Annotated in this window: 17 protein-coding genes; 13 read left to right on the top strand and 4 right to left on the bottom strand. The window is 62.2% G+C overall.

The genetic code is table 11. The features are described from left to right. Window positions 1-13 precede the first annotated feature (13 nt). Genes XI06_RS09545 through XI06_RS09565 form a run of 5 tightly spaced genes read left to right on the top strand, consistent with a single transcriptional unit; the run spans window position 14 to window position 4665 of the window. A complete protein-coding gene (locus tag XI06_RS09545; protein ID WP_237858893.1) occupies window positions 14-1375 on the top strand; it encodes a nitrous oxide reductase family maturation protein NosD in 1362 nt (453 codons plus the stop codon). After that, window positions 1372-2283, top strand: a complete 912-nt coding sequence (locus tag XI06_RS09550) for an ABC transporter ATP-binding protein (RefSeq protein WP_237858892.1) — start codon at window positions 1372-1374, stop codon at window positions 2281-2283. The genes XI06_RS09545 and XI06_RS09550 overlap by 4 nt, the downstream gene beginning before the upstream one ends. Further along, window positions 2280-3107, top strand: a complete 828-nt coding sequence (locus XI06_RS09555) for an ABC transporter permease subunit (protein ID WP_237858891.1) — start codon at window positions 2280-2282, stop codon at window positions 3105-3107. Before XI06_RS09550 ends, XI06_RS09555 begins: the two co-directional genes overlap by 4 nt. A gap of 20 nt (window positions 3108-3127) precedes the next feature. Further along, entirely contained in the window at window positions 3128-3655 is a 528-nt protein-coding gene (locus XI06_RS09560; RefSeq protein ID WP_377802685.1) for a nitrous oxide reductase accessory protein NosL, read from the top strand. An 11-nt stretch (window positions 3656-3666) separates the two neighbouring features. Further along, a complete protein-coding gene (locus XI06_RS09565) occupies window positions 3667-4665 on the top strand; it encodes an FAD:protein FMN transferase (protein ID WP_237859423.1) in 999 nt (332 codons plus the stop codon). Between the two features lie 58 nt (window positions 4666-4723). Here XI06_RS09565 and XI06_RS09570 read toward each other — a convergent pair whose 3' ends face one another. Both XI06_RS09570 and XI06_RS09575 read right to left on the bottom strand, forming a co-directional pair. Then, complete coding sequence (locus XI06_RS09570) at window positions 4724-5599, bottom strand: polysaccharide deacetylase family protein (RefSeq protein ID WP_237858887.1); 876 nt, start codon at window positions 5597-5599, stop codon at window positions 4724-4726. Window positions 5600-5604: 5 nt separating this feature from the next. Further along, the gene (locus tag XI06_RS09575) at window positions 5605-6711 is read right to left on the bottom strand and encodes an LLM class flavin-dependent oxidoreductase (RefSeq protein ID WP_271605144.1); all 1107 of its coding nucleotides are present in this window, start codon (window positions 6709-6711) and stop codon (window positions 5605-5607) included. A 171-nt stretch (window positions 6712-6882) separates the two neighbouring features. Between XI06_RS09575 and XI06_RS09580 the strand changes: the two genes are divergently transcribed. The 8 genes from XI06_RS09580 (at window position 6883) to XI06_RS09615 (ending at window position 15398) form a co-directional block, all read left to right on the top strand. Then, window positions 6883-7764, top strand: a complete 882-nt coding sequence (locus XI06_RS09580) for an FAD binding domain-containing protein (protein WP_271605145.1) — start codon at window positions 6883-6885, stop codon at window positions 7762-7764. After that, a complete protein-coding gene (locus XI06_RS09585; RefSeq protein ID WP_271605146.1) occupies window positions 7761-8246 on the top strand; it encodes a (2Fe-2S)-binding protein in 486 nt (161 codons plus the stop codon). Before XI06_RS09580 ends, XI06_RS09585 begins: the two co-directional genes overlap by 4 nt. Continuing rightward, window positions 8243-10636 carry a xanthine dehydrogenase family protein molybdopterin-binding subunit gene (locus XI06_RS09590; RefSeq protein ID WP_271605147.1) on the top strand — a complete coding sequence of 798 codons (2394 nt, stop codon included), beginning with the start codon at window positions 8243-8245 and terminating at the stop codon, window positions 10634-10636. The genes XI06_RS09585 and XI06_RS09590 overlap by 4 nt, the downstream gene beginning before the upstream one ends. Window positions 10637-10700: 64 nt before the next feature. After that, complete coding sequence (locus XI06_RS09595; RefSeq protein ID WP_271605148.1) at window positions 10701-11984, top strand: amino acid ABC transporter substrate-binding protein; 1284 nt, start codon at window positions 10701-10703, stop codon at window positions 11982-11984. 112 nt (window positions 11985-12096) lie between these two features. Continuing rightward, window positions 12097-12978: a branched-chain amino acid ABC transporter permease gene (locus XI06_RS09600; RefSeq protein WP_271605149.1), complete on the top strand. Its 882-nt coding sequence runs from the start codon at window positions 12097-12099 to the stop codon at window positions 12976-12978. Further along, a complete protein-coding gene (locus XI06_RS09605) occupies window positions 12975-13934 on the top strand; it encodes a branched-chain amino acid ABC transporter permease (protein WP_237858879.1) in 960 nt (319 codons plus the stop codon). The genes XI06_RS09600 and XI06_RS09605 overlap by 4 nt, the downstream gene beginning before the upstream one ends. Continuing rightward, entirely contained in the window at window positions 13931-14671 is a 741-nt protein-coding gene (locus XI06_RS09610; protein ID WP_237858878.1) for an ABC transporter ATP-binding protein, read from the top strand. The genes XI06_RS09605 and XI06_RS09610 overlap by 4 nt, the downstream gene beginning before the upstream one ends. Then, window positions 14661-15398 (top strand): ABC transporter ATP-binding protein, encoded by a 738-nt coding sequence (locus XI06_RS09615; protein WP_237858877.1) that lies wholly within the window; start codon window positions 14661-14663, stop codon window positions 15396-15398. The genes XI06_RS09610 and XI06_RS09615 overlap by 11 nt, the downstream gene beginning before the upstream one ends. A gap of 169 nt (window positions 15399-15567) precedes the next feature. On the opposite strand, the gene XI06_RS09620 is transcribed toward XI06_RS09615, so the two are convergent. Next, the gene (locus XI06_RS09620) at window positions 15568-18108 is read right to left on the bottom strand and encodes a branched-chain amino acid ABC transporter ATP-binding protein/permease (RefSeq protein ID WP_271605150.1); all 2541 of its coding nucleotides are present in this window, start codon (window positions 18106-18108) and stop codon (window positions 15568-15570) included. Next, a complete protein-coding gene (locus tag XI06_RS09625; protein ID WP_237858875.1) occupies window positions 18105-18980 on the bottom strand; it encodes a branched-chain amino acid ABC transporter permease in 876 nt (291 codons plus the stop codon). Before XI06_RS09625 ends, XI06_RS09620 begins: the two co-directional genes overlap by 4 nt. Between the last annotated feature and the right edge of the window lie 11 nt (window positions 18981-18991).

The following is an 18991-nucleotide window of genomic DNA, read 5'->3' on the forward strand; positions in this document are numbered from 1 at the left end:
ACGAGGACAGAACGTGCGCCTCCTGCAACGACTCATTCCGGCGGCTATCGTTGCCGCCGGGGTTCTTGGTTCCGCCACCGCGGCGGAGCTGAAAGCTGTCGCGGACCAGCCGCTCCAGGCGGTGCTGGACCGCGCGCAGGAAGGCGACGTCGTCAAGCTAGAGCCCGGCCTTTACAAGGGTGGGATCACGATTGACCGTCGGCTCGTCTTGACTGGAGGATCTGATGCCGTACTCAGTGGTGTCGGTTCCGGCAATGTCATTACTGTGGCCGCACCGGAAGTCACCATCCGCGGCATCACCATCAGGGACTCCGGCCGCGATCTTCAGGCCATGAATTCAGGGATATTTCTCGAGAAGACCGCAGAGCGTGCGGTGATCGAAAACAACCGCCTGGAAGGAAACCTGTTCGGCATCTATGTTCACGGCGCAGCAGGCTCTCGCGTCGAGCGCAACGTCATCGAAGGATTGCGCGAGGGCCGCCGCAGCGAGAGCGGGAATGGCGTGTCGCTCTGGAACGCGCCTGACGTCACCATCGCGGAAAACACCTTCCGTTATGGCCGAGACGGCATCTTCACGATCAGCAGCCGCAAGGACCATTTCATCAACAACCGTTTCGAGCAGGTGCGCTTCGCGGTGCACTACATGTACACCAACGACAGCGAGGTCCTCGGCAACGTTTCCATCCGTAATACCGTGGGCTATGCCATCATGTATTCGAACCGACTGGTGATCCGGAACAACATCTCGGATCGCGACCGGGACTACGGGATACTGTTCAACTACGCCAACTACGCCGAGATCGACGGCAACCGAGTCGTTGGCGGACCGCTGGAAAATAATGTTGCAGTCAGCAGCGAAGGTGCGCCAGATGAAAAGGAGATGGTCCTCGACATAACGCCGACGCGTGACGTCCGCAGCGGGCCGGAAAAGTGTGTGTTCATCTACAACACCAACCACAACAAGTTCCGCAATAACTGGTTCGAACACTGCGGCATCGGCGTCCACTTCACCGCCGGCTCGGAAGGTAACGAGATTTCCGGCAATGCCTTCGTCGGCAATCGCAACCAGGTGAAATACGTCGGTACGCGCGATCTCGACTGGTCAAAGGGTGGTCGCGGCAATTACTGGAGCGACAACCCGGCGTTCGACCTGAACGGTGACGGGATTGCCGACACCGCTTATCGGCCCAATGATCTGGTCGATCGCGTGCTGTGGACGGCGCCGTCCGCCAAAGTCTTGATCAACAGCCCGGCGGTGCAGGTCTTGCGCTGGGCGCAGGCGCAGTTCCCGGCCCTTTATCCCGGCGGTGTCGTCGATAGCCATCCGCTGGTCGCGCCGCCACCGAAGCCCTCGCCCGAACGGAGTCCCAGATGACCGCTACCGTGTCGGTGACCGGTGTCGACAAAAGCTATCGCAACGTGCGTGCGCTCCGCGACGTCTCGTTCGCTCTCGTCCCCGGGCGGCTGAGTGCGCTTGTGGGCCACAACGGCGCTGGCAAGACCACGCTGATCAAATTGATGCTCGGTTTGATCCGCTCCGACCGCGGCGAAATTCGCGTGATGGGGCAGGATCCAGCGGCGGGCGAGTTTTCGGCACGCCAGCTTCTAGGCTATCTTCCTGAGAACGTCGCGTTCAACGCGGCCCTCACGGGGCGCGAGACGCTGGCGTTCTATGCGCGTCTGAAGCGGATCAGGCCGGCCTCGGCATGGGCGCTGCTCGACCGCGTCGGATTGAGTGATGCCGCCGATCGTCGTGTCGGAACCTATTCTAAGGGCATGCGGCAGCGATTAGGTCTGGCCCAAGCGCTGCTCGGGCAGCCACGCGTGCTGCTGCTCGATGAGCCGACCACGGGGCTCGATCCGGCACTGCGGCAGACATTTTACGAGATTCTGAGCGAATTGCGGGACGGGGGCGCCACCGTCCTGATTTCGTCTCATGCGCTCAACGAACTCGAAGATCGCGCGGAGCATGTTCTAATCATGAACCGCGGCCGGCTGGTCGTGCAAGGCACATTGGCGGAGCTTCGCTCGCTCTCGCAGTTGCCGATCCGGGTCTCGCTCGATCTAGCAGCCGGCACCGATAACGCAATTGCCGCTCCGATTGGGGACAAAACCATTTCAGCCGCGGGCCGCAGGACCGTGCTGGTGGCTGACGAAAAGGGGAAGATGGATCTGTTGCGCGCGGTTGCGAACGATCCTCGTGTCAAAGATATCGAAATTGCGGTGCCGACCCTCGATGATCTCTACGCACACTTTCTCAAGACGCAGGAGCGGGCCGCATGAGGACGGTCGCAATCATCGCTTTCAAGGAGATCCAGGAAGGCCTGCGGAACCGCTGGGTATTGGCGACCACGCTGCTACTGGCCGCTCTTGCCTTATCGCTGACGTTTCTCGGCAGCGCTCCGACCGGCAATGTAGGCGCCGGCGCCCTCGACGTGGTGGTTGTCAGCCTGTCCAGCCTGACGATCTTTCTGTTGCCGCTTATCGCACTTCTAATCTCGCACGATGCAGTGGTCGGCGAAATGGAGCGGGGCACGATGATCCTGCTGCTGAGCTACCCGGTAGGTCGCGGCCAGGTCATTCTCGGCAAATTCTGCGGCCATGTTCTGATCCTCGCCTTCGCGACGATCCTCGGTTACGGCGCGGCCGCAGCCGCGCTCGCGATCACCGGCGCCTCTGTACTAGCGGCAAGCTGGTACGCCTTCGCTTCGATGCTTGGAACATCGATCATGCTTGGGGCCGTATTCGTGGCGATAGGATATCTGATCAGCAGTCTGGTCCGTGACCGCGGCACCGCCGCGGGCCTGTCGGTCGGAATCTGGCTTTTGATGGTGTTGGTGTTCGACATGGCGCTGCTTGGCATCCTGGTGATCGACCAGGGACAGAGTATCTCGGCAACGGTCCTGGAATGGCTTCTGTTTCTCAATCCTACTGATCTTTATCGTCTGGCGAATCTCACCGGCTTCAATGTGAGCCAGTTTTCCGGCATGGCCGGGCTGTCTGGATCGGCGACTACCGGCATTACGGCGCTGTTGCTCGGGCTGCTGGTCTGGATCGTGGCGCCGCTCGGACTTGCGACAACCTTCTTCGCACGGAGGGAATTATGACCCGAAGATCCGTGGGTGCGATGATCGTCGCTGCGCTGCTTCTCGTTGGCTGCAATCGGGACGCGGGCAACACCAGCATGCCGGCACCATTCCCCCTGACCCGTGATGCGATGGGCGTCTTTTGCGGCATGAACCTGATGGAGCATCCCGGACCTAAGGGGCAGATCATCACGGCGGGTCGCATCGATCCGTTTTGGTTCACCTCCGTTCGCGATACCGTGGCGTTCACGTTGATGCCGGATCAGCCGCGTGACATCCGGGCGATCTACGTCTCGGACATGGGCCACGCGGCGAGTTGGGACGACCCCGGCGCGACGAACTGGATCGACGCGCGGAAAGCGTTTTTCGTGATCCAAAGCCACAAGCAAGGCGGCATGGGTGCGGCGGAGGCGGTGCCGTTCGGCAACCGTTCGGCAGCCGATGGGTTCGCTGCCGACAATGGTGGGCGAGTGGTGACGCTCGCTGAAATTCCTGGCGCCTACGTGCTGGGGAGTGACACAGTGGGCGGCTCCGTCGAACATGATCGCGGCGATGTCAGGCTCAACTGAGGATCTCGATGATGCACAATCCAGGTCTCACGCGGCGGCGGATGATAGCAATCACGGCGACGGCGCTCGGTTCGGCTTTCGTGAGCGGCTCCCGCACCGCTCGAGCAGGAGAGGCGGTCAGCTGGCACGGTTCGGCGCTCGGGGCTCAAGTCTCGATGGAGATATATCATCCGGACCGTGTCGAAGCCGCGCGATTGGTCGAAAGCTGTCTTCTCGACGTGCGCCGGCTGGAGCAGCAATTCAGCTTGTATCGTCAAGACTCCGCGATATGCACGCTCAACCGCACCGGCATTCTCGTCGCGCCGGATCCGGACATGGTAGCTTTGCTGGATGCGTCGTTGGCCTTTGGCGAGTTGACCGGCGGCGCATTCGATCCAACCGTTCAACCGCTATGGCGGCTCTATGCCGACCATTTTTCTTCGGAGCATTCGGATCCGAGCGGCCCGCCGCAGGAGAAGCTTGCTGAAGTGATGGCAAGGGTCGGCCACCGCGGGCTGCTGGTGAGGCCAGATCGCATTGCTCTGACGCAACGTGGCGCTGCGGTTACTCTGAACGGCATCGCGCAGGGATTTGCGACCGACAAAGTCGTCGAGAAACTGCGAATGGCGGGCTTGTCGACGACCCTCGTCAATATGGGAGAAATACGCGCAATCGGGCGGCGACCCGAGGGCGCGCCGTGGCGTGTTGGTCTCGCAGACCCGGACCGACCTGGCGCGCTCACTGAGACGATTGATCTCGTCGACCGCGCCGTCGCGACAACGGCCGGCGCTGGATTCCGGTTCGACATCGCCGGTCGGTTTACGCACCTCTTCGACCCAAAAACGGGATGCAGTCCGTCCCTCTATCGAACGGTCAGCGTGGTTGCGCCGAGCGCAACCGAAGCAGACGCCCTCTCGACCGCGTTTAGTCTGATGGCCATTCCTCGAATTATGGATATCGTCGCGGCCCGTCCGAATGTCCAGGCGCGCCTGATCGATGCAGATGGTCGTATGACCGTATGTGGCGCGTGAGACATCGTTTCAGGCCACGGAACGACCCCGGATCCGAGCCAGTCGAACTCGACCAGCGCTATGTCCTCGCCATCTCGGCGCGGTACCAGTCGCCGATTTCACTTGCGGTCATCAGGGCTACGCCATCATGGCGGATGACATGGTCGAGCAGCGCCTCCAGATATTTGATCCGGTGTGGCACGCCGGTGATGTAAGGATGGATCGAGATCGCCATCACCCGTGCATTCTCGGCGCCCTCGAGATAAAGGCGATCGAACTGGTCGGTGCAGCGTTTCAAAAACTGCTCGGACGGCAAATGCTGTAGCGCATGAATGACAATGTCGTTGGTCTCCACCGAATAGGGGATGGTTGTGATCGTGCCGTGTGGAGTGGCGATTTCCTGCGGCAGATCGTCGATCACCCAGTCCGCGACGTATTCGATGCCGTTAAGGCGGAGCAGGTCGAGCGTTGCCTCGGTCTCAGTGAGGCCCGGGCTCTCCCATGAGCGCGGCGGCTTGCCGGCGAACTTGGAGATGGTATCGACCGCACGCTTGATCGCGTCGGCCTGGTCGTCGAGCTTGTGCATCGGCCCCTGCAGGAAGCCATGGCCCATGAACTCGAAGCCTGCTTCCAGCGCGGCGCCGGCGATACGGGGGTAGGAGTTGCAGACATTGCCGTTGATGGCGAGCGTTACCGGGATATTACGCTCGGTGAGCGCCTTGAACTGGCGCCAGAAACCCGCGCGCATGCCGTATTCGTGCCAAGACCAGTTCGGCACATCGGGCAACAGCGGCTGCCCCATGGGTGGTGACAGCACAGTACGAGGCATGGCGTTTTCGATCCGCCATTCCTCGACATTGAGGATGACCCAGACGGCGAGCCGCTTACCGCCGGGCAACTTGAGTTTCGGGCGATCGACCTGCGCCAGATAGGGGATCCGATCGGTGATAGCCATTGCGCTCAACCTGCGGCGTCGCGGCTTCGGGCGCAGGCGGCGTTGACGCGCGGCATGACTTGCTCTGCCATCAGGATCATGGAGCGGCGGCCGAGCTCGCGGTCGCGCCAGTCCTTGCCGGCGTAGAGGAATGTGCCGAAGCTGCCGACTTCTTCCTGGAAATCCAGCAATTGATCGGCGACGCTCTCCGGTGTGCCGTAGATAATGAGTTTTTCGCAGATGCTCTCCAGCGTCACTTCGTCGTCGGGCTGGTCGCGCCGGGTCTTGAACAGCTCGATGCGCCCATTTCGCTTCAGCTTGGTAAAGAGCGAGCGATAGTAATAGACGTAAGGTCCGTTCGGATCAGTGGCATAAGCCTTGGCGGTCGCGGCGTCCTTGGCGACGAAGACGCTTTTGGCCACGCGCCAGTTGGCGGGATCGGCCGGACGGCCGACGCGCTCGCAGCCCTCGATATATTTCGGCCAGTGGCTCTTCACCCAGGCCGGCATCAGGAAGTTGGCGGAAATCGGTTCCCAGCCGCGTGCTGCCGCTTCGGTGACGCCTTTGGAGAAGGGCGCGACGGCCGTGACCATGATCGGCGGATGCGGGCGCTGCAGTGGCTTTGCGATAAAGCCCTGGCCGATGTCCTCGATCAGGGTTTTTTCGACCGAGATGTTCCAGTATTTCCCCGCGAGATTATAGGGTGGCTTGCTGTCCCAGATCGCCAGCACCTGGTTGATCGCCTCTAAGAACATCGCATTGCGATCGGCCTCGAGATTACCGAACAGCTCGGCGTCCGACAGCAGGCCGCCCGGGCTGATGCCGAAGATCAGCCTGCCGTCAAGCATGTGGTCGAGCATCGCGATGGAGGCGGCAATTGCGGCCGGATGGCTGTTCGGCATGTTGACCGTGCCGGTGCCGAGCTTGATCTGCTTGGTGGCGGCGGCAAGCCAGGCGATGAAAGCGATGCAAGACGTGATGTTTTCGGCGCGATCGGTGACGTGCTCGCCGACATAGGCTTCCGAAAATCCGAGCTCATCTGCCAGCAGGAAGGCTTCCCGGTCCTCCTGCAAGGATTGCCGCCAATCCTTGTCCAGGGGATGGATCGGCATCGTGAAGAACCCGAGTTTCATGTTTCTGCGGCTCCCCGACATTCTTGTTTGGCGTGAGCGTGCGTCGGCAGCTCGAACAGGGCAAGTCCGAAAGTCGATAGGACTGCAAAATCAAGTAGCTTGACCTTTGTAAAGTCCGACCCTCTAATTCGTGAAAAGCAGAAGAGCAGGGCCGGGGAGGGACTTGCCTGAATGAAAGCCTCGGCTTTCGCATACGCACGCGCGACCAGTGTTGCTAATGCGCTGGAGCTGCTTGCCGTCCACGGTGAGAAGGCGAGGGTGCTTTCGGGCGGGCAAAGCCTGATTCCCGCAATGAATCTGCGGCTGGTCGCGCCGGAGGTGATTGTCGATATCGGCGGACTCGCCGAATTGCGCGGGATCGTGATCGAGGGCGAGACGCTCGTCATCGGCGCGCTGACCCGCCATGCCGACCTCCTGAAATCATCCGACATTGTGAAATGCGCGCCGCTTCTCGCCGCCGCGGTGGCGCATATCGCGCACCCCGCAATTCGCAACCGGGGGACCATTGGCGGCAGCCTTGCGCAGGCCGATCCGGCATCCGAGCTGCCCGCCTGCATGCTGACGCTGGGCGCCTCCATCGTGGTGCGCGGTCCCGGCGGCGAGCGGCGGATGGCCGCGGAGGAGTTTTTCAGAGGGATTTACGAGACGCAGCTCGCCCCGCAGGACCTGCTGGTCGCCGTAGAACTGCCGGTGGCCGACAGTGGCTCGGCGCATTTCTTCCAGGAGTTTGCCCGGCGGCACGGCGACTATGCGATCACGGGCCTTGCGGCGCAGGCTGTGCTGGAGGGCGACCGGTTCGCCGCCCTCCGGCTCGGCTATTTCGCCGTCGGCGACAGGCCCGTTCTGGCGGAGGCCGCTGGCAAACTGACTGGTGTTACCGTCACGCCGGCGCTACTGGCTGAGGCCTCCGATGCGCTTTCAGACGAGCTTGATCCGCATGAGGATCAGCAGGCGACGCCGGCCATGCGCCGGCATCTCGCACGAATATTGCTGACGCGGTGTGTGGCTTCGCTGCTGAAACGTCCGGATCTCCAAATTGGAGGCGTTGCGTGACGGCTCCCGTAGCGATCTCGCTCTCGGTGAACGGCGAGCGCGTCGAAGCGCATGTCCCGTCGCGGCTCAACCTTGCGGATTTCCTGCGCGAGCATCTCAAACTGACGGGCACGCATCTCGGATGCGAGCATGGTGTGTGCGGCGCCTGCACGGTCCGCGTCGGCGGCGAGATCGTGCGTTCCTGTCTGATGCTGGCGGTGCAAGCGAACGACACCGTAGTCGAGACGATCGAGGGCTTGTCCGATTCCGGCGAGATCGCCGATCTGCAGGCGGCGTTTCGCGACCGCAATGCACTGCAGTGCGGCTTTTGCACGCCGGGCATGCTGATGGCGGCGCAGGATCTGTTGCGCGAGAAGCGGATGCCCGCACGCGACGAAATCCGTGAGCATCTTTCGGGCAATTACTGCCGCTGCACCGGTTACCAGGCTATCATCGACGCAGTCGAAACGGCGGCGCAGATGCGGATGGAGCTGAAGGTATGAGCTCGATCCGCACCAATCCCGAAAGGCTGTCGGTGCTGGACCGGCCGAACTCCTATATCGGCAAGACGGTGCCGCGGCCGAATCTCGACCGGCTTCTGCAGGGACGCGGCAGCTATGTCAGCGATCTCGAGCTGCCGCGAATGGCGCATGTCGTGTTCCTGCGCTCGCCGCATGCACATGCGAAGATCGTAAACATCGATGTCGCCCCGGCCAAGCAGATGTCGGGCGTGATCGCGGTCGTGACGGGCGAGGAGCTTGCCGCCGTCATCACGCCTTGGGTCGGCGTTCTCTCGCATCTCAAGGGCCTGAAATCCGCGCCGCAATCGGCGATCGCCGTCGGTCGGGTCTGCTGGCAGGGTGAGGCGGTGGCGGCCATCGTGGCGACGAGCCGCGCGGCGGCCGAGGATGCCGCGGAACATGTTGCGGTCCAGTACGAGGAGCTCGAAGCTGCCACCGACATGCGCACGGCGCTGGATCCGGCGACACCGATCATTCATGCTTCGCTCGGCGACAATCTCGCGTTCGAGCGTATTCACGAGGCAGGCGCCGTGGATCAGGCCTTTGCCGAATCCGATGCGGTGGTGGAAGCCGATTTCGTCTTCGGCCGGCACACCGGCGTGACACTGGAGCCGCGGTCCGTCGTTGCCAGTTGGAATGCCGCCGAAGCGCGGCTCACGATCCATCAGGGCACCCAGGCCCCGCACATGGTGCAGAACATCGCGGCGCTGCATCTGGGGCTGCGGGATTCTCAGGTTCGCGTCGTCTGCAAGGATGTCGGCGGCTCCTTCGGCATCAAGGTGCACATCTACGCCGACGAGATGGCGACCTATGCGCTGGCGAAGATGCTACGTCGCCCCGTCAAATTCGTGGCTGATCGCGTCGAGAGCTTCAATATCGACATCCACGCCCGCGATCATCGCTGTAAGGGCAAGATCGGAATTAAGCGCGACGGTACCATCACGGCGTTCGAGATCGACGATTTGACCGGGATCGGTCCCTATTCGATGTATCCGCGCACCAGCGCCATCGAGGCCAACCAGGTCGTTAACCTCGTCGGCGGCCCCTACAGCAACAAGAATTATCGAGCGCGGGCGCGGGTGGTATTTCAGAACAAGAATGTGATGTGCCAGTACCGTGCGGTCGGCCATCCCATTGCCTGTTCGGTGACGGAGGGGCTGGTCGATCTTGCCGCGCTGGAAATCGGCATGGACCCGGTGGAGATCCGCCGCCGCAATCTGATCGCTGACGACGCTTACCCCTGTACCTCGCCATCGGGGCTGCGGTTCGAGCAGTTGTCGCATCACGCGTCGCTGACCAAGATCGTCGAGATGATGGACTACCAGGCGCTGCGGTCCGAGCAGGCCAGGTTGCGCAAGGACGGCATCTTTCGCGGCATCGGCATAGCGAGCTTCATTGAGGTGACCAATCCGAGCGCTGCGTTCTACGGGGTTGGCGGAGCCAGGATATCATCCCAGGACGGCGTCGCGGTGCGGTTAGATGCACAAGGCTCGGTGATCTGCCTGACTAGCATCACCGAACAGGGGCAGGGCTCGGAGTCGCTCACGGCGCAAATCGTGGGCAGTGTACTCGGCGTTTCCATGGACCGCGTCCGCGTCGTCCTCGGTGATACCGACATGACGCCTTACGGCGGCGGCACCTGGGCGTCGCGCGGTGCCGGCATTGGCGGCGAGGCGGCGTTGCAGGCGACAAAGGTCCTGCGCCAAAATATCCTCGATGTGGCCGCCGCCATCCTGCAAGCGAGCCCGGCCGAGCTCGATATCGTGAACAATGTAGTAGTTAGCGCTAGCGACGGTACGCCGCGCATCGATTTGAACGAGCTCGCGCGCATCGTCTATTTCCGTCCCGACACCTTGCCGCCAGGCATCCAGCCCGAACTGATGGCGACGAGGCACTTCGTTCCCCGGGAGTATCCGTTTGCCTTCACCAACGGCGTTCAGGCAGCCTGGGTCGAGGTCGATACCGACACCGGCTTCGTCAAATTGCTGAGGCATTGGGTGGTCGAGGATTGCGGCACCATCATCAACCCGCAACTGGTCGACGAGCAGATCAGGGGCGGAGTGGTGCAGGGGCTCGGCGCGGCGCTGTTTGAAAAATGCATCTATGACGATCGCGGACAGCTCACCAATGCCAACATGGCCGATTATCTGGTGCCGATGTCCGGCGAAATGCCCGATATCGACGTCGGCCATGTGGTCTCGCCGACGCGCGAGTCCGAGCTCGGCGCCAAGGGCGCGGGCGAGGCGGGCACCGCCGGGGCGGCAGCGGCGGTGACCAACGCGGTCAACGACGCGCTCACACCGTTCGAAACAATAATTACCGAGATTCCCCTGACACCGCAGGTTATCCTGACGGCTCTGAAGAAAATCTGACGAGGGGCGCTGCTGGCCAAACAGGATCACGCCAAACAACAATATACCAGGGAGGAAACTGCTTATGTCGAAGAAGGTGTCCAAGCCAGGATCGATCTCGCGTCGTCGCCTGTTGGCGTCCGCGGGTGCAGCGATTGCTGCTTCGCCGCTCGGTGCAAACCTGTTGCAGGCGCAAGCGGCTCCGATCAAGATTGGCATGAGCATGCCGCAAACCGGTGGCCTCGCGGGCGGCGGCAAGGCGTCGCTGCTCGGCATCGAGATCTGGCGGGACGACGTCAACGCCAAAGGTGGGCTGCTTGGCGGCCGCAAGGTGGAGTTGGTGGTCTATGACGACAAGTCGAGCGCCTCGGAGACGCCAGCGATCTATTCGAAGCTGATCGATATCGACAAGGTCGATCTCTTGTTCGCGCCCTACGCGACGGTACCGACGGCGCCGATCATGCCGATGGTCAAACAGCGTGGGCTTCTGCTGATCGGCAACTTCTCTTTCCAGGTCAACAGCAAGGTCGGCCACGATATGTGGTTCAACAATGCCCCGTGGGGACCAGCTGACAGCTGGGCGACCTCGTATCTCGATATCGGCCAGAAGGCCGGCGGCAAATCCATGGCGCTGCTTTCGGCTGACCAGGAATTCGCGCAGAATCTGGCGAAGACCGCGCGCGAGGTCGCGACCAAGCGCAACTTGCCGATTGTGTTCGACCAGGCCTATCCGCCAAACACGGTTGAGTTTTCCAGCATCATCCGCGCGCTCAAGGCGACCAAGCCCGACATCGTTTACGTCGCGTCCTATCCGCCGGACTCGACCGGCATCCTGCGTGCCGTCAACGAGATCGGCATCGGCGACAGCGTCAAGGTTTTCGGCGGCGGCATGGTCGGCCTTCAGTTTGGCGCCGTGATGGAGAATATGGGCTCGCTGCTCAACGGCGTTGTCAACTACAACACCTGGCTTCCCGAGAAAAGCATGTACTTTGAGGGAACCAAGGAGTTCTTCGACAAGTACACCAAGCGGGCTGTGGAAGCGAAGATCGACCCGCTCGGCTATTATCTGGCGCCGTTCGGCTATGCCAGCGGCCAGCTCACCGAGCAGGCCATCAGTGCCGTGGGATCGCTGGATCAAAAAGCACTCGCAAAGCATCTGCGCGAAAACACACACAAGACCATCGTCGGTCCGATCGCGTTTTCGGCCGATGGCGAGCGTAAGGAAACAGCAGTGCTGCAGGCTCAGTTCCGTGGCATCGTGGACAAGAACATCGAACAGTTTCGTAGCGCGGGCAAACAGGTGATCCTGTTTCCTGACAATCTAAAGTCCGGCGAGCTGGTGGCTCCGTTTGAGGCGGCGCGGACATAGGCGACGCATGTCGAGGCTGCCCGGGAAAATGTCGTCCCGGGCTCGTAAGTTCGAATACTCCAGCGCGGGCCGTTCGGGAGCGCTTCTTGAGCCGGGCTAAGGGGGACCGCAATTGTTTTCACTGGATCTGCTGCTCGATGCGGTGGTGATCGGGGTGCTGCTCGGCTGCTTTTACGGAGCGGTCAGCCTCGGGCTGTCCGTATCGTTTGGATTGCTCGATGTTCCCCATGTCGCGCATCCGGCGTTTCTGGTGCTGGCGTCCTATGCGGTGTATTTCCTAAACGAGAGCTATGCGGTTGATCCACTGGTTGCCGGGCTGCTGATCACGCCGATATTCTTCCTGCTAGGGCTTGCGGCGTATCGCCTGTACTACGAGACGTTCGAGAAGCGGGGCAGCGACGCCAGCGTGCGCGGCATTGCCTTCTTCTTCGGCATCGCCTTCATCATCGAAGTGCTGATCATTCTGCAATTCGGCGTCGATCAACGCTCCGTCACCGCCAGCTATATCGGCAAGGCATGGCGGCTCGGTGATATCCGCGTTCCGTACCGGCTTCTCGTTGCCTTCGCTGTCGCGACTGCATTGACCATGTTGCTCACGTTATATCTGTCGCGGACCTTCATGGGCCGCGCCATCCGCGCGGTGGCGCAAGATCAGGAGGCGCTGCGGTTGATGGGCGCCAACCCGATCAAGGTCAAGCAGTGGGCCTTCGGCATCGCCACGGCCGTGCTCGGGATCGCCGGTGCGTTGCTCATCATCGTCGCTCCTGTCGATCCGACGCTCGACCGCGCCTATATCGGACGAACATTCTGCGTCGTGGTGATGGCGGGGCTCGGCAGCCTCGGAGGCACACTCGTCGCCGCCATCATTCTGGGCGTTGCCGAGTCGATTGTCCTTACCCTGTTCGGCGCCTCCTGGGCTCCGGCGATATCCTTTGCAATGTTGCTTGGCATTCTGGCTGTACGGCCACAGGGCCTGTTTGGCAGGCGATCATGAAACGCAACGACATTGCTTTCTGGATCGGAGCGGTCGTCTTTCTCGCTGCCGTCCTTGTGATGACGCAGGTCGTCGCAAACCAATATCCGTTCTTCGCGGGCTACGTCATCCTGCAGTCCATCGCGCTCGCCGTCGCTTGGAGTATCCTTGGCGGTTATGCGGGTTATGTGAATTTCGGCACTAGCGCGTTTTACGGCGTTGGTGTCTATGCTTCGGTGTTTATGGTGAGTGCCTTTGGCGCGCCGCTTCCCCTTCAGATCCTGACGGGGGCCGCGGTCGGCGCGCTCATGGGGCTCGCGCTCGGTCTTCTGACGCTTCGCATGCAGGGCATCTTCTTCTCGATCGCGACGATTGCGCTGACGATCGTCATCGAGACGACGATCACGAACTGGCGATATGTCGGTGGAGCGGCGGGTATTCAGATCCAGCGGCCAGCGGTGACTTCGCCGTTCGACAGCTATGTGCAGATGCTATTCTTCGTCCAAGCCGTCCTCGTGGTCCTGGCGGTTGCGATCTCGCGCTACATCCAGAACTCGTGGATCGGCCGCGGCTTGCAGGCGCTCAGGGACGACGAACTTGCGGCCGAATGCTCGGGCGTGCCGACCTTGCGGTTGAAGCTGCTCGCCTGCGTGATCTCAGGGGCGCTGATGTGCGCCATCGGCGCCCCCGCCGCGATGTACCTGCAATACGCGGACCCCGGGTCGGCGTTCAATCTCAATTACTCCGTCACGACGTTGGCGATGTCGCTGATCGGTGGAACCGCGCATTGGGCAGGACCCATCATCGGTGCGATCCTGCTAGGCACGACGCAGCAAGTGCTGACCGTCACAATCTCGTCGGAAGTTAATTTGCTGGTGCTTGGCTTGATGCTGGTCCTGTTCGTCGTGGGCGCCCCGGAGGGTATCGTCGGCCTGATCAATAAGCTGCGCGGCCACCGAAAGGAGGGTGAGATATGACCCTCTCCGAGACCCAGGCGCCGCTGCTACGGATTTGCGCGCTCACGAAGCGCTTTGGCGGGTTCACAGCGCTCCACCGTGTCAGCGTCGATATTCGGCCCGGCGAGCGGTTCGGCCTGATCGGTCCGAATGGTTCGGGCAAGACAACCCTGATCAACTGCATTTCCGGGGCGTTTCGCACTGAACCCGGCACCATCCTGTTTCGCGATGAGGACATTACGCCGCTCCAGCCGCACCTGCGCACGCGCCGCGGGATTGCCCGCAGCTTCCAGATTCCGCGGCCGTTCCGGAGCATGACGGTTGCCGAAAATCTCATGGTCGCACTCGACTTCGCCGCGCACGAGCACGTGTCTGTGACGCAGCGCCGGGACACCATGATGTCGATCCTGGATCAAATGGGGCTAGGGTCGAAGGTCAACGTCTTGGCCACGCAGCTCAGTCAGGTGGAATTGCGCAAGATGGAGCTCGCGCGTGCGATGGCAACGCACCCCAAGCTGCTGATTTCGGACGAGGCCATGGCGGGTCTTTCCAGCTCGGAAGTCGACGAGGTGTTGGACCTGCTGTTGAGCCTTGCAAGCCGGGACATCACCATCATCATGATTGAGCACATCATGCAGGCAGTGATGCGCTTCTCTGAGCGTGTCATGTGTCTTGATGCCGGCCGGATCATCGCAATCGGAGCGCCGTCCGAAGTCATGGCCGACAAACGGGTGCAGGAGGCCTATCTTGGCACTTAGCCTTGCCATCAATGACCTCGATGCGGGTTACGGCGCTGTGAAGGCGCTGCGCGGCGTTTCGCTCCATGTTGAGGCCGGCGAAACCGTTGCCTTGCTCGGCACCAACGGCAACGGCAAGAGCACGCTCATGAAGTGCATCGCGGGCCTGGTGCGGTCGCAACGTGGCGTCATCTCATTGACGATTGACGGAGCCGCGCACGATCTGTCCCGTCTTTCGACCGAAGACATCGTCGACCTCGGCGTAGCGATGGTTCCAGAAGGCCGGCGGTTGTTCCCTCGGTTGACCGTGCTGGAAAACCTGATGCTCGGTGCGTTCCGCAAGGCCGCCAGGCGCAATATCGACCGCAACCTGGCGGTCGCTTTCGAGACGTTTCCCGTTCTCAAGGAGCGGCAAGGGCAACTGGCGGGCACCATGTCGGGCGGGCAACAGCAGATGCTGGCGATTGCACGTGCCCTGATGTCATCACCACGGTTGTTATTGGTCGACGAACCTTCGGTGGGTCTCTCACCGCTCCTGGTCTCGCAGACGATCACCAAGATAGGTGAGCTCAATCAGCATCTCGGCCTGACGGTGCTGATGGCGGAGCAGAACTTCAATCAGGCGATCCGGATCGCCAGCCGTGGCTATATCATTGTCCATGGTGAGATCGTTGTGTCGGCCGGCTCGGTGGACGAATTGCGGGGCAACGATATCGTCAAGCGGCTCTATCTTAGCGGCGCCGCGTGATTGTTGCTTGATCGAGGCAAACTCACGCGCCGTTTTTGCGCGCAGCATCGCGTCCCGGGCCCTACCACGCAGTAAAGTCGAAGGTGGGGTTCGATATGCGCCGGAATCAAGGGAAGATGAGGAGTTTGCGCAGCGGCAATTAGTGTCGAAGTCAACTAGGAGTAAGCCCTCACAGCCACAGGATTTGCTTGCGGTAGCTCAGATCGGTGAGCAGCGGCGCAGCGGGGCCCTGGTGGAACACCGCGCCGTGTTCCAGCGCGAAGACGCGGTCGGCTAGTGCGAGCACGAGATCGAGATTGTGCTCGACGATCACAATCGACATCTGTCGGCGGAGCTGGTCGAAAACTTTGAACAGCTCCAGCGTCACCGCAGGGGCTAGCCCCTCGAACGGCTCGTCGAGCAGCAGCAGGCGCACATTGCCGGACATCGCACGGGCGACCGCGACCATCTGCTGCTCGCCGCCGGAGAGATAGTCGGCTCCAATATTCATCCGCTCCTTGAGACGTGGGAAATACTGCAGGATCTGCTCTTCGTCCCAGACCACGCCATCACTGCCGTCGGTTTTGCGCGCGAGGCGCCCAAGCGCGAGGTTTTCGCGCACCGTCATGCCGGCGAACAGGCCGCGCCCCTGCGGTACATAGCCGACGCCGCGACGGGCGATGTCAGGTGCGGGGAGGCTGGCAATGTCGTCGCCACGATAGGCGATGCTACCGGTCGCCGCCGGCACGAGGCCGGCAATGGTCTTCAGGAGCGTTGATTTGCCCGCGCCATTGCGCCCGAGCAGTGCGACGATCTCGCCTTCGCGCACGTCGAGCGCAGCGTCGTTGAGGATGTGGCTCTTGCCGTAGAACGTGTTGACGCGATCGAGCCGCAGCACGGTTGCGCGGTCGCTGTCAGGCGGGTCACCGCGCCGATGTTCGACGGCTGGAATGCCCTTGCCGGTATAGATCTCCTGCACCCGCCGATCGGCCCTGACCGCGCCGGGGCAGTCGGACATCAGGACCTCGCCCTGGTTCATCACGGTGACCACCTGCGAGAAGCCGAGCACACGATCGATGTCGTGCTCGACGATCAGCACGGGGATGTTAGCTGCGATGTTCTTGACGAGGTTCGACACCCGCTCGCGTTCGGCTGCGGCAAGGCCGGCGAGCGGTTCGTCGAGCAGCAACACCTGCGGCTTCGAGCCGAGCGCGATGCCGAGATCAACCAGCCGCTGCCCGCCGTAAGAGAGCTCGCCGCCCTCGATCTCTTCGATGCCTTCGAGGCCGAGGAATTTGACCAGCGCCGCGGTCTCCGCGTGAATATCCCCGTAGGCATCGACATCGTTCCAGATGTCAAACTGCATGGCGCGCCGTGCTTGCAGCGACAGGCGAAGGTTTTCGTAGATCGAGAGCCCGCGGAACAGATTGGTGATCTGAAACGAGCGCGCCAGCCCCTGATGACAGATAAGGTTCGCTGGCACCCCGGCGATGTCGCGCCCCTGAAGACGAATCGTGCCCTGGTCCGGTGCGTAAAGCCCGGAGACCAGGTTGAACAGCGTCGTCTTGCCGGCGCCGTTCGGCCCAATCAGTGCGTGGATTTCGCCGGCGGCGACTTTGAGGCTGGCATTCTCCACGGCGCGGATGCCGCCGAACTTTCGCGAGACGTGGCTGACCTCCAGCACCGTTCCCGTCAACGTATCCGGCCGCAGGAAGTCGGGCAGCGGCAGGCCGTCATAGATCTTGCGTCGGCTCATCGCGGCCGTCTCCTCGGCAGGCGGACGCACGCGTCGCATGATCAACGCGCCGATGCCGACGAGGCCGCCGGGCGAATACATCACGAAGGCCACGAAGGTGAGGCCGAACCAGAACAGCCAGTCCGACGTCCAGATCGAGAACAATTCTCGGAACAGGATGAAGAACACAGCGCCGAGCGCGGGGCCGAGCAGGCTACGCATGCCGCCGATCACGACCATCGCCAACAGCTCTCCGGCGAACGGTACCGAGACGGCTTCGGCGGAGACCAGATAGTTCAAGAACGCGATTAGCGCACCAGCGAGGCCCGTGACGACCGCCGAGACGACAAACACCACGAGCTTGTAATGCTCGACGGGATAGCCTTGAAAGTTCGCGCGCAACTGGTTCTCGCGGATCGCAACCAGCACATGCCCGAACGGCGAGCGCACCAGACGCATCAGGACGTAGAGCACCGCGAGGCCGGTTGCCGCGACCACGATGTAGTAGTTGAGCGCGCTGTCAAAGCCGACTGGTCCGATGCCGCCGCGCTGCAGCCCGCCGAGCCCGTCCTCGCCGCCGGTAAGGCTCGTCCAGCGGAAGGCGGTGGTGTAGACGAGCGCTGCGAGCGCCAGCGTCAGCAGCGAGAAATAGACGCCACGCCGGCGCAGGATCAGGACGCCCGTCACGGTGGATGCGATGGCGACGACGACCATCGATCCCAACAGCGGCAGCCAGATCTCGCCGGGGAAGAAACGCAACTGAATCAACCCGGCCGCATAGGCGCCGACGCCGAACCAGGCACTGTGGCCGAACGAGACGAGGCCGGTATAGCCGATGCAGAGATTGAGCCCCATCGTGGCGACGGCGAGGCCAAGCATCCAGGTACCGGTGTTGAGTGACAGGTCGAGCGCGCGCAGCAGGAACGGCAGCGCGATGACCGCGGCGGTCGCGATCAGCAGCGGCCTCAGCCGGTCGATGGTCGAGGCATTCCTCATTCGAACTTCTCGATGCGTTCGCCGAGCAGCCCCCGCGGCCGCACCAACAGCACCAGGAACATCAGGATGTAGATCGAGGCTTCACCCGCGGCCGGCTCAAAGTGGATGGCGATACCGCGCACGACGCCGACGAGGAGCGCGGCGATGAGCACGCCCCAGAAACTGCCGAGCCCGCCGATCACGACGACGACAAAGGCTATGGTCATGATCTCGGCGCCCATCGCAGGGTGTACCGTCGTGATCGGCGCGAAGAACGCGCCGCCGAGCGCGGCAAGCCCGACGCCGAGCATCACGATCGCGGTCATGTAGGGCTGAAGGCGAATGCCGAGCGCCGCGACCATGTCCGGCCGCTGGATGCCGGCGCGCACGACACGTCCGAACGAAGTCTTGTGCAACAGCAGCCAGACGCCGACCATGATCGCCGCAACTACGCCGAGGATCAGCAGCCGATAGCGCGAGAACAGGAAGTCGCCGACGATCACCGAGCCGCGAAAGCCCTGCGGGATCTCGGTCGAGACGGGCGCCGCGCCCCAGATCATGCGGATCGCCTGTTCCGCGACCATCGCAAGGCCGAAGGTTACGAGCAGGCTGAGAATCGGGTCGGCCGTGTAGAAGCGGCGCAGGATGAAGCGTTCAAAGAGAATGCCGAGCAGGGCGACCGCGAGCGGCGAGATCGCTAAGGAGGGACCGAAGCCGAGACGCTTCGTCAGCTCGACGCAGATGTAAGCGCCGAGCGCATAGAAGGCGCCATGCGCGAGGTTGACGATGCCGCCAACGGAGAAGATCAGCGACAGCCCCAGCGCGATGAGCAAGTAATAGCCTCCGAGCACGAGGCCATTCACCACCTGTTCCAGCAAGAACTCGAACTGCATGTTGCGTCCTT

This window comes from Bradyrhizobium sp. CCBAU 11434, assembly GCF_028128895.1.
In the GTDB taxonomy this organism is placed as follows: Bacteria; Pseudomonadota; Alphaproteobacteria; order Rhizobiales; family Xanthobacteraceae; genus Bradyrhizobium; species Bradyrhizobium zhengyangense.

What these genes read in the sequence shown, in the direction of transcription:
- XI06_RS09550 (WP_237858892.1), top strand. Translation starts at nt 1,372, where the DNA reads ATGACCGCTACCGTGTCGGTGACCGGTGTCGACAAAAGCTATCGCAAC.
- XI06_RS09555 (WP_237858891.1), top strand. Translation starts at nt 2,280, where the DNA reads ATGAGGACGGTCGCAATCATCGCTTTCAAGGAGATCCAGGAAGGCCTG.
- XI06_RS09560 (WP_377802685.1), top strand. Translation starts at nt 3,128, where the DNA reads ATGATCGTCGCTGCGCTGCTTCTCGTTGGCTGCAATCGGGACGCGGGC.
- XI06_RS09565 (WP_237859423.1), top strand. Translation starts at nt 3,667, where the DNA reads ATGCACAATCCAGGTCTCACGCGGCGGCGGATGATAGCAATCACGGCG.
- XI06_RS09570 (WP_237858887.1), bottom strand. Translation starts at nt 5,599, where the DNA reads ATGGCTATCACCGATCGGATCCCCTATCTGGCGCAGGTCGATCGCCCG.
- XI06_RS09575 (WP_271605144.1), bottom strand. Translation starts at nt 6,711, where the DNA reads ATGAAACTCGGGTTCTTCACGATGCCGATCCATCCCCTGGACAAGGAT.
- XI06_RS09580 (WP_271605145.1), top strand. Translation starts at nt 6,883, where the DNA reads ATGAAAGCCTCGGCTTTCGCATACGCACGCGCGACCAGTGTTGCTAAT.
- XI06_RS09590 (WP_271605147.1), top strand. Translation starts at nt 8,243, where the DNA reads ATGAGCTCGATCCGCACCAATCCCGAAAGGCTGTCGGTGCTGGACCGG.
- XI06_RS09595 (WP_271605148.1), top strand. Translation starts at nt 10,701, where the DNA reads ATGTCGAAGAAGGTGTCCAAGCCAGGATCGATCTCGCGTCGTCGCCTG.
- XI06_RS09605 (WP_237858879.1), top strand. Translation starts at nt 12,975, where the DNA reads ATGAAACGCAACGACATTGCTTTCTGGATCGGAGCGGTCGTCTTTCTC.
- XI06_RS09610 (WP_237858878.1), top strand. Translation starts at nt 13,931, where the DNA reads ATGACCCTCTCCGAGACCCAGGCGCCGCTGCTACGGATTTGCGCGCTC.
- XI06_RS09620 (WP_271605150.1), bottom strand. Translation starts at nt 18,108, where the DNA reads ATGAGGAATGCCTCGACCATCGACCGGCTGAGGCCGCTGCTGATCGCG.
- XI06_RS09625 (WP_237858875.1), bottom strand. Translation starts at nt 18,980, where the DNA reads ATGCAGTTCGAGTTCTTGCTGGAACAGGTGGTGAATGGCCTCGTGCTC.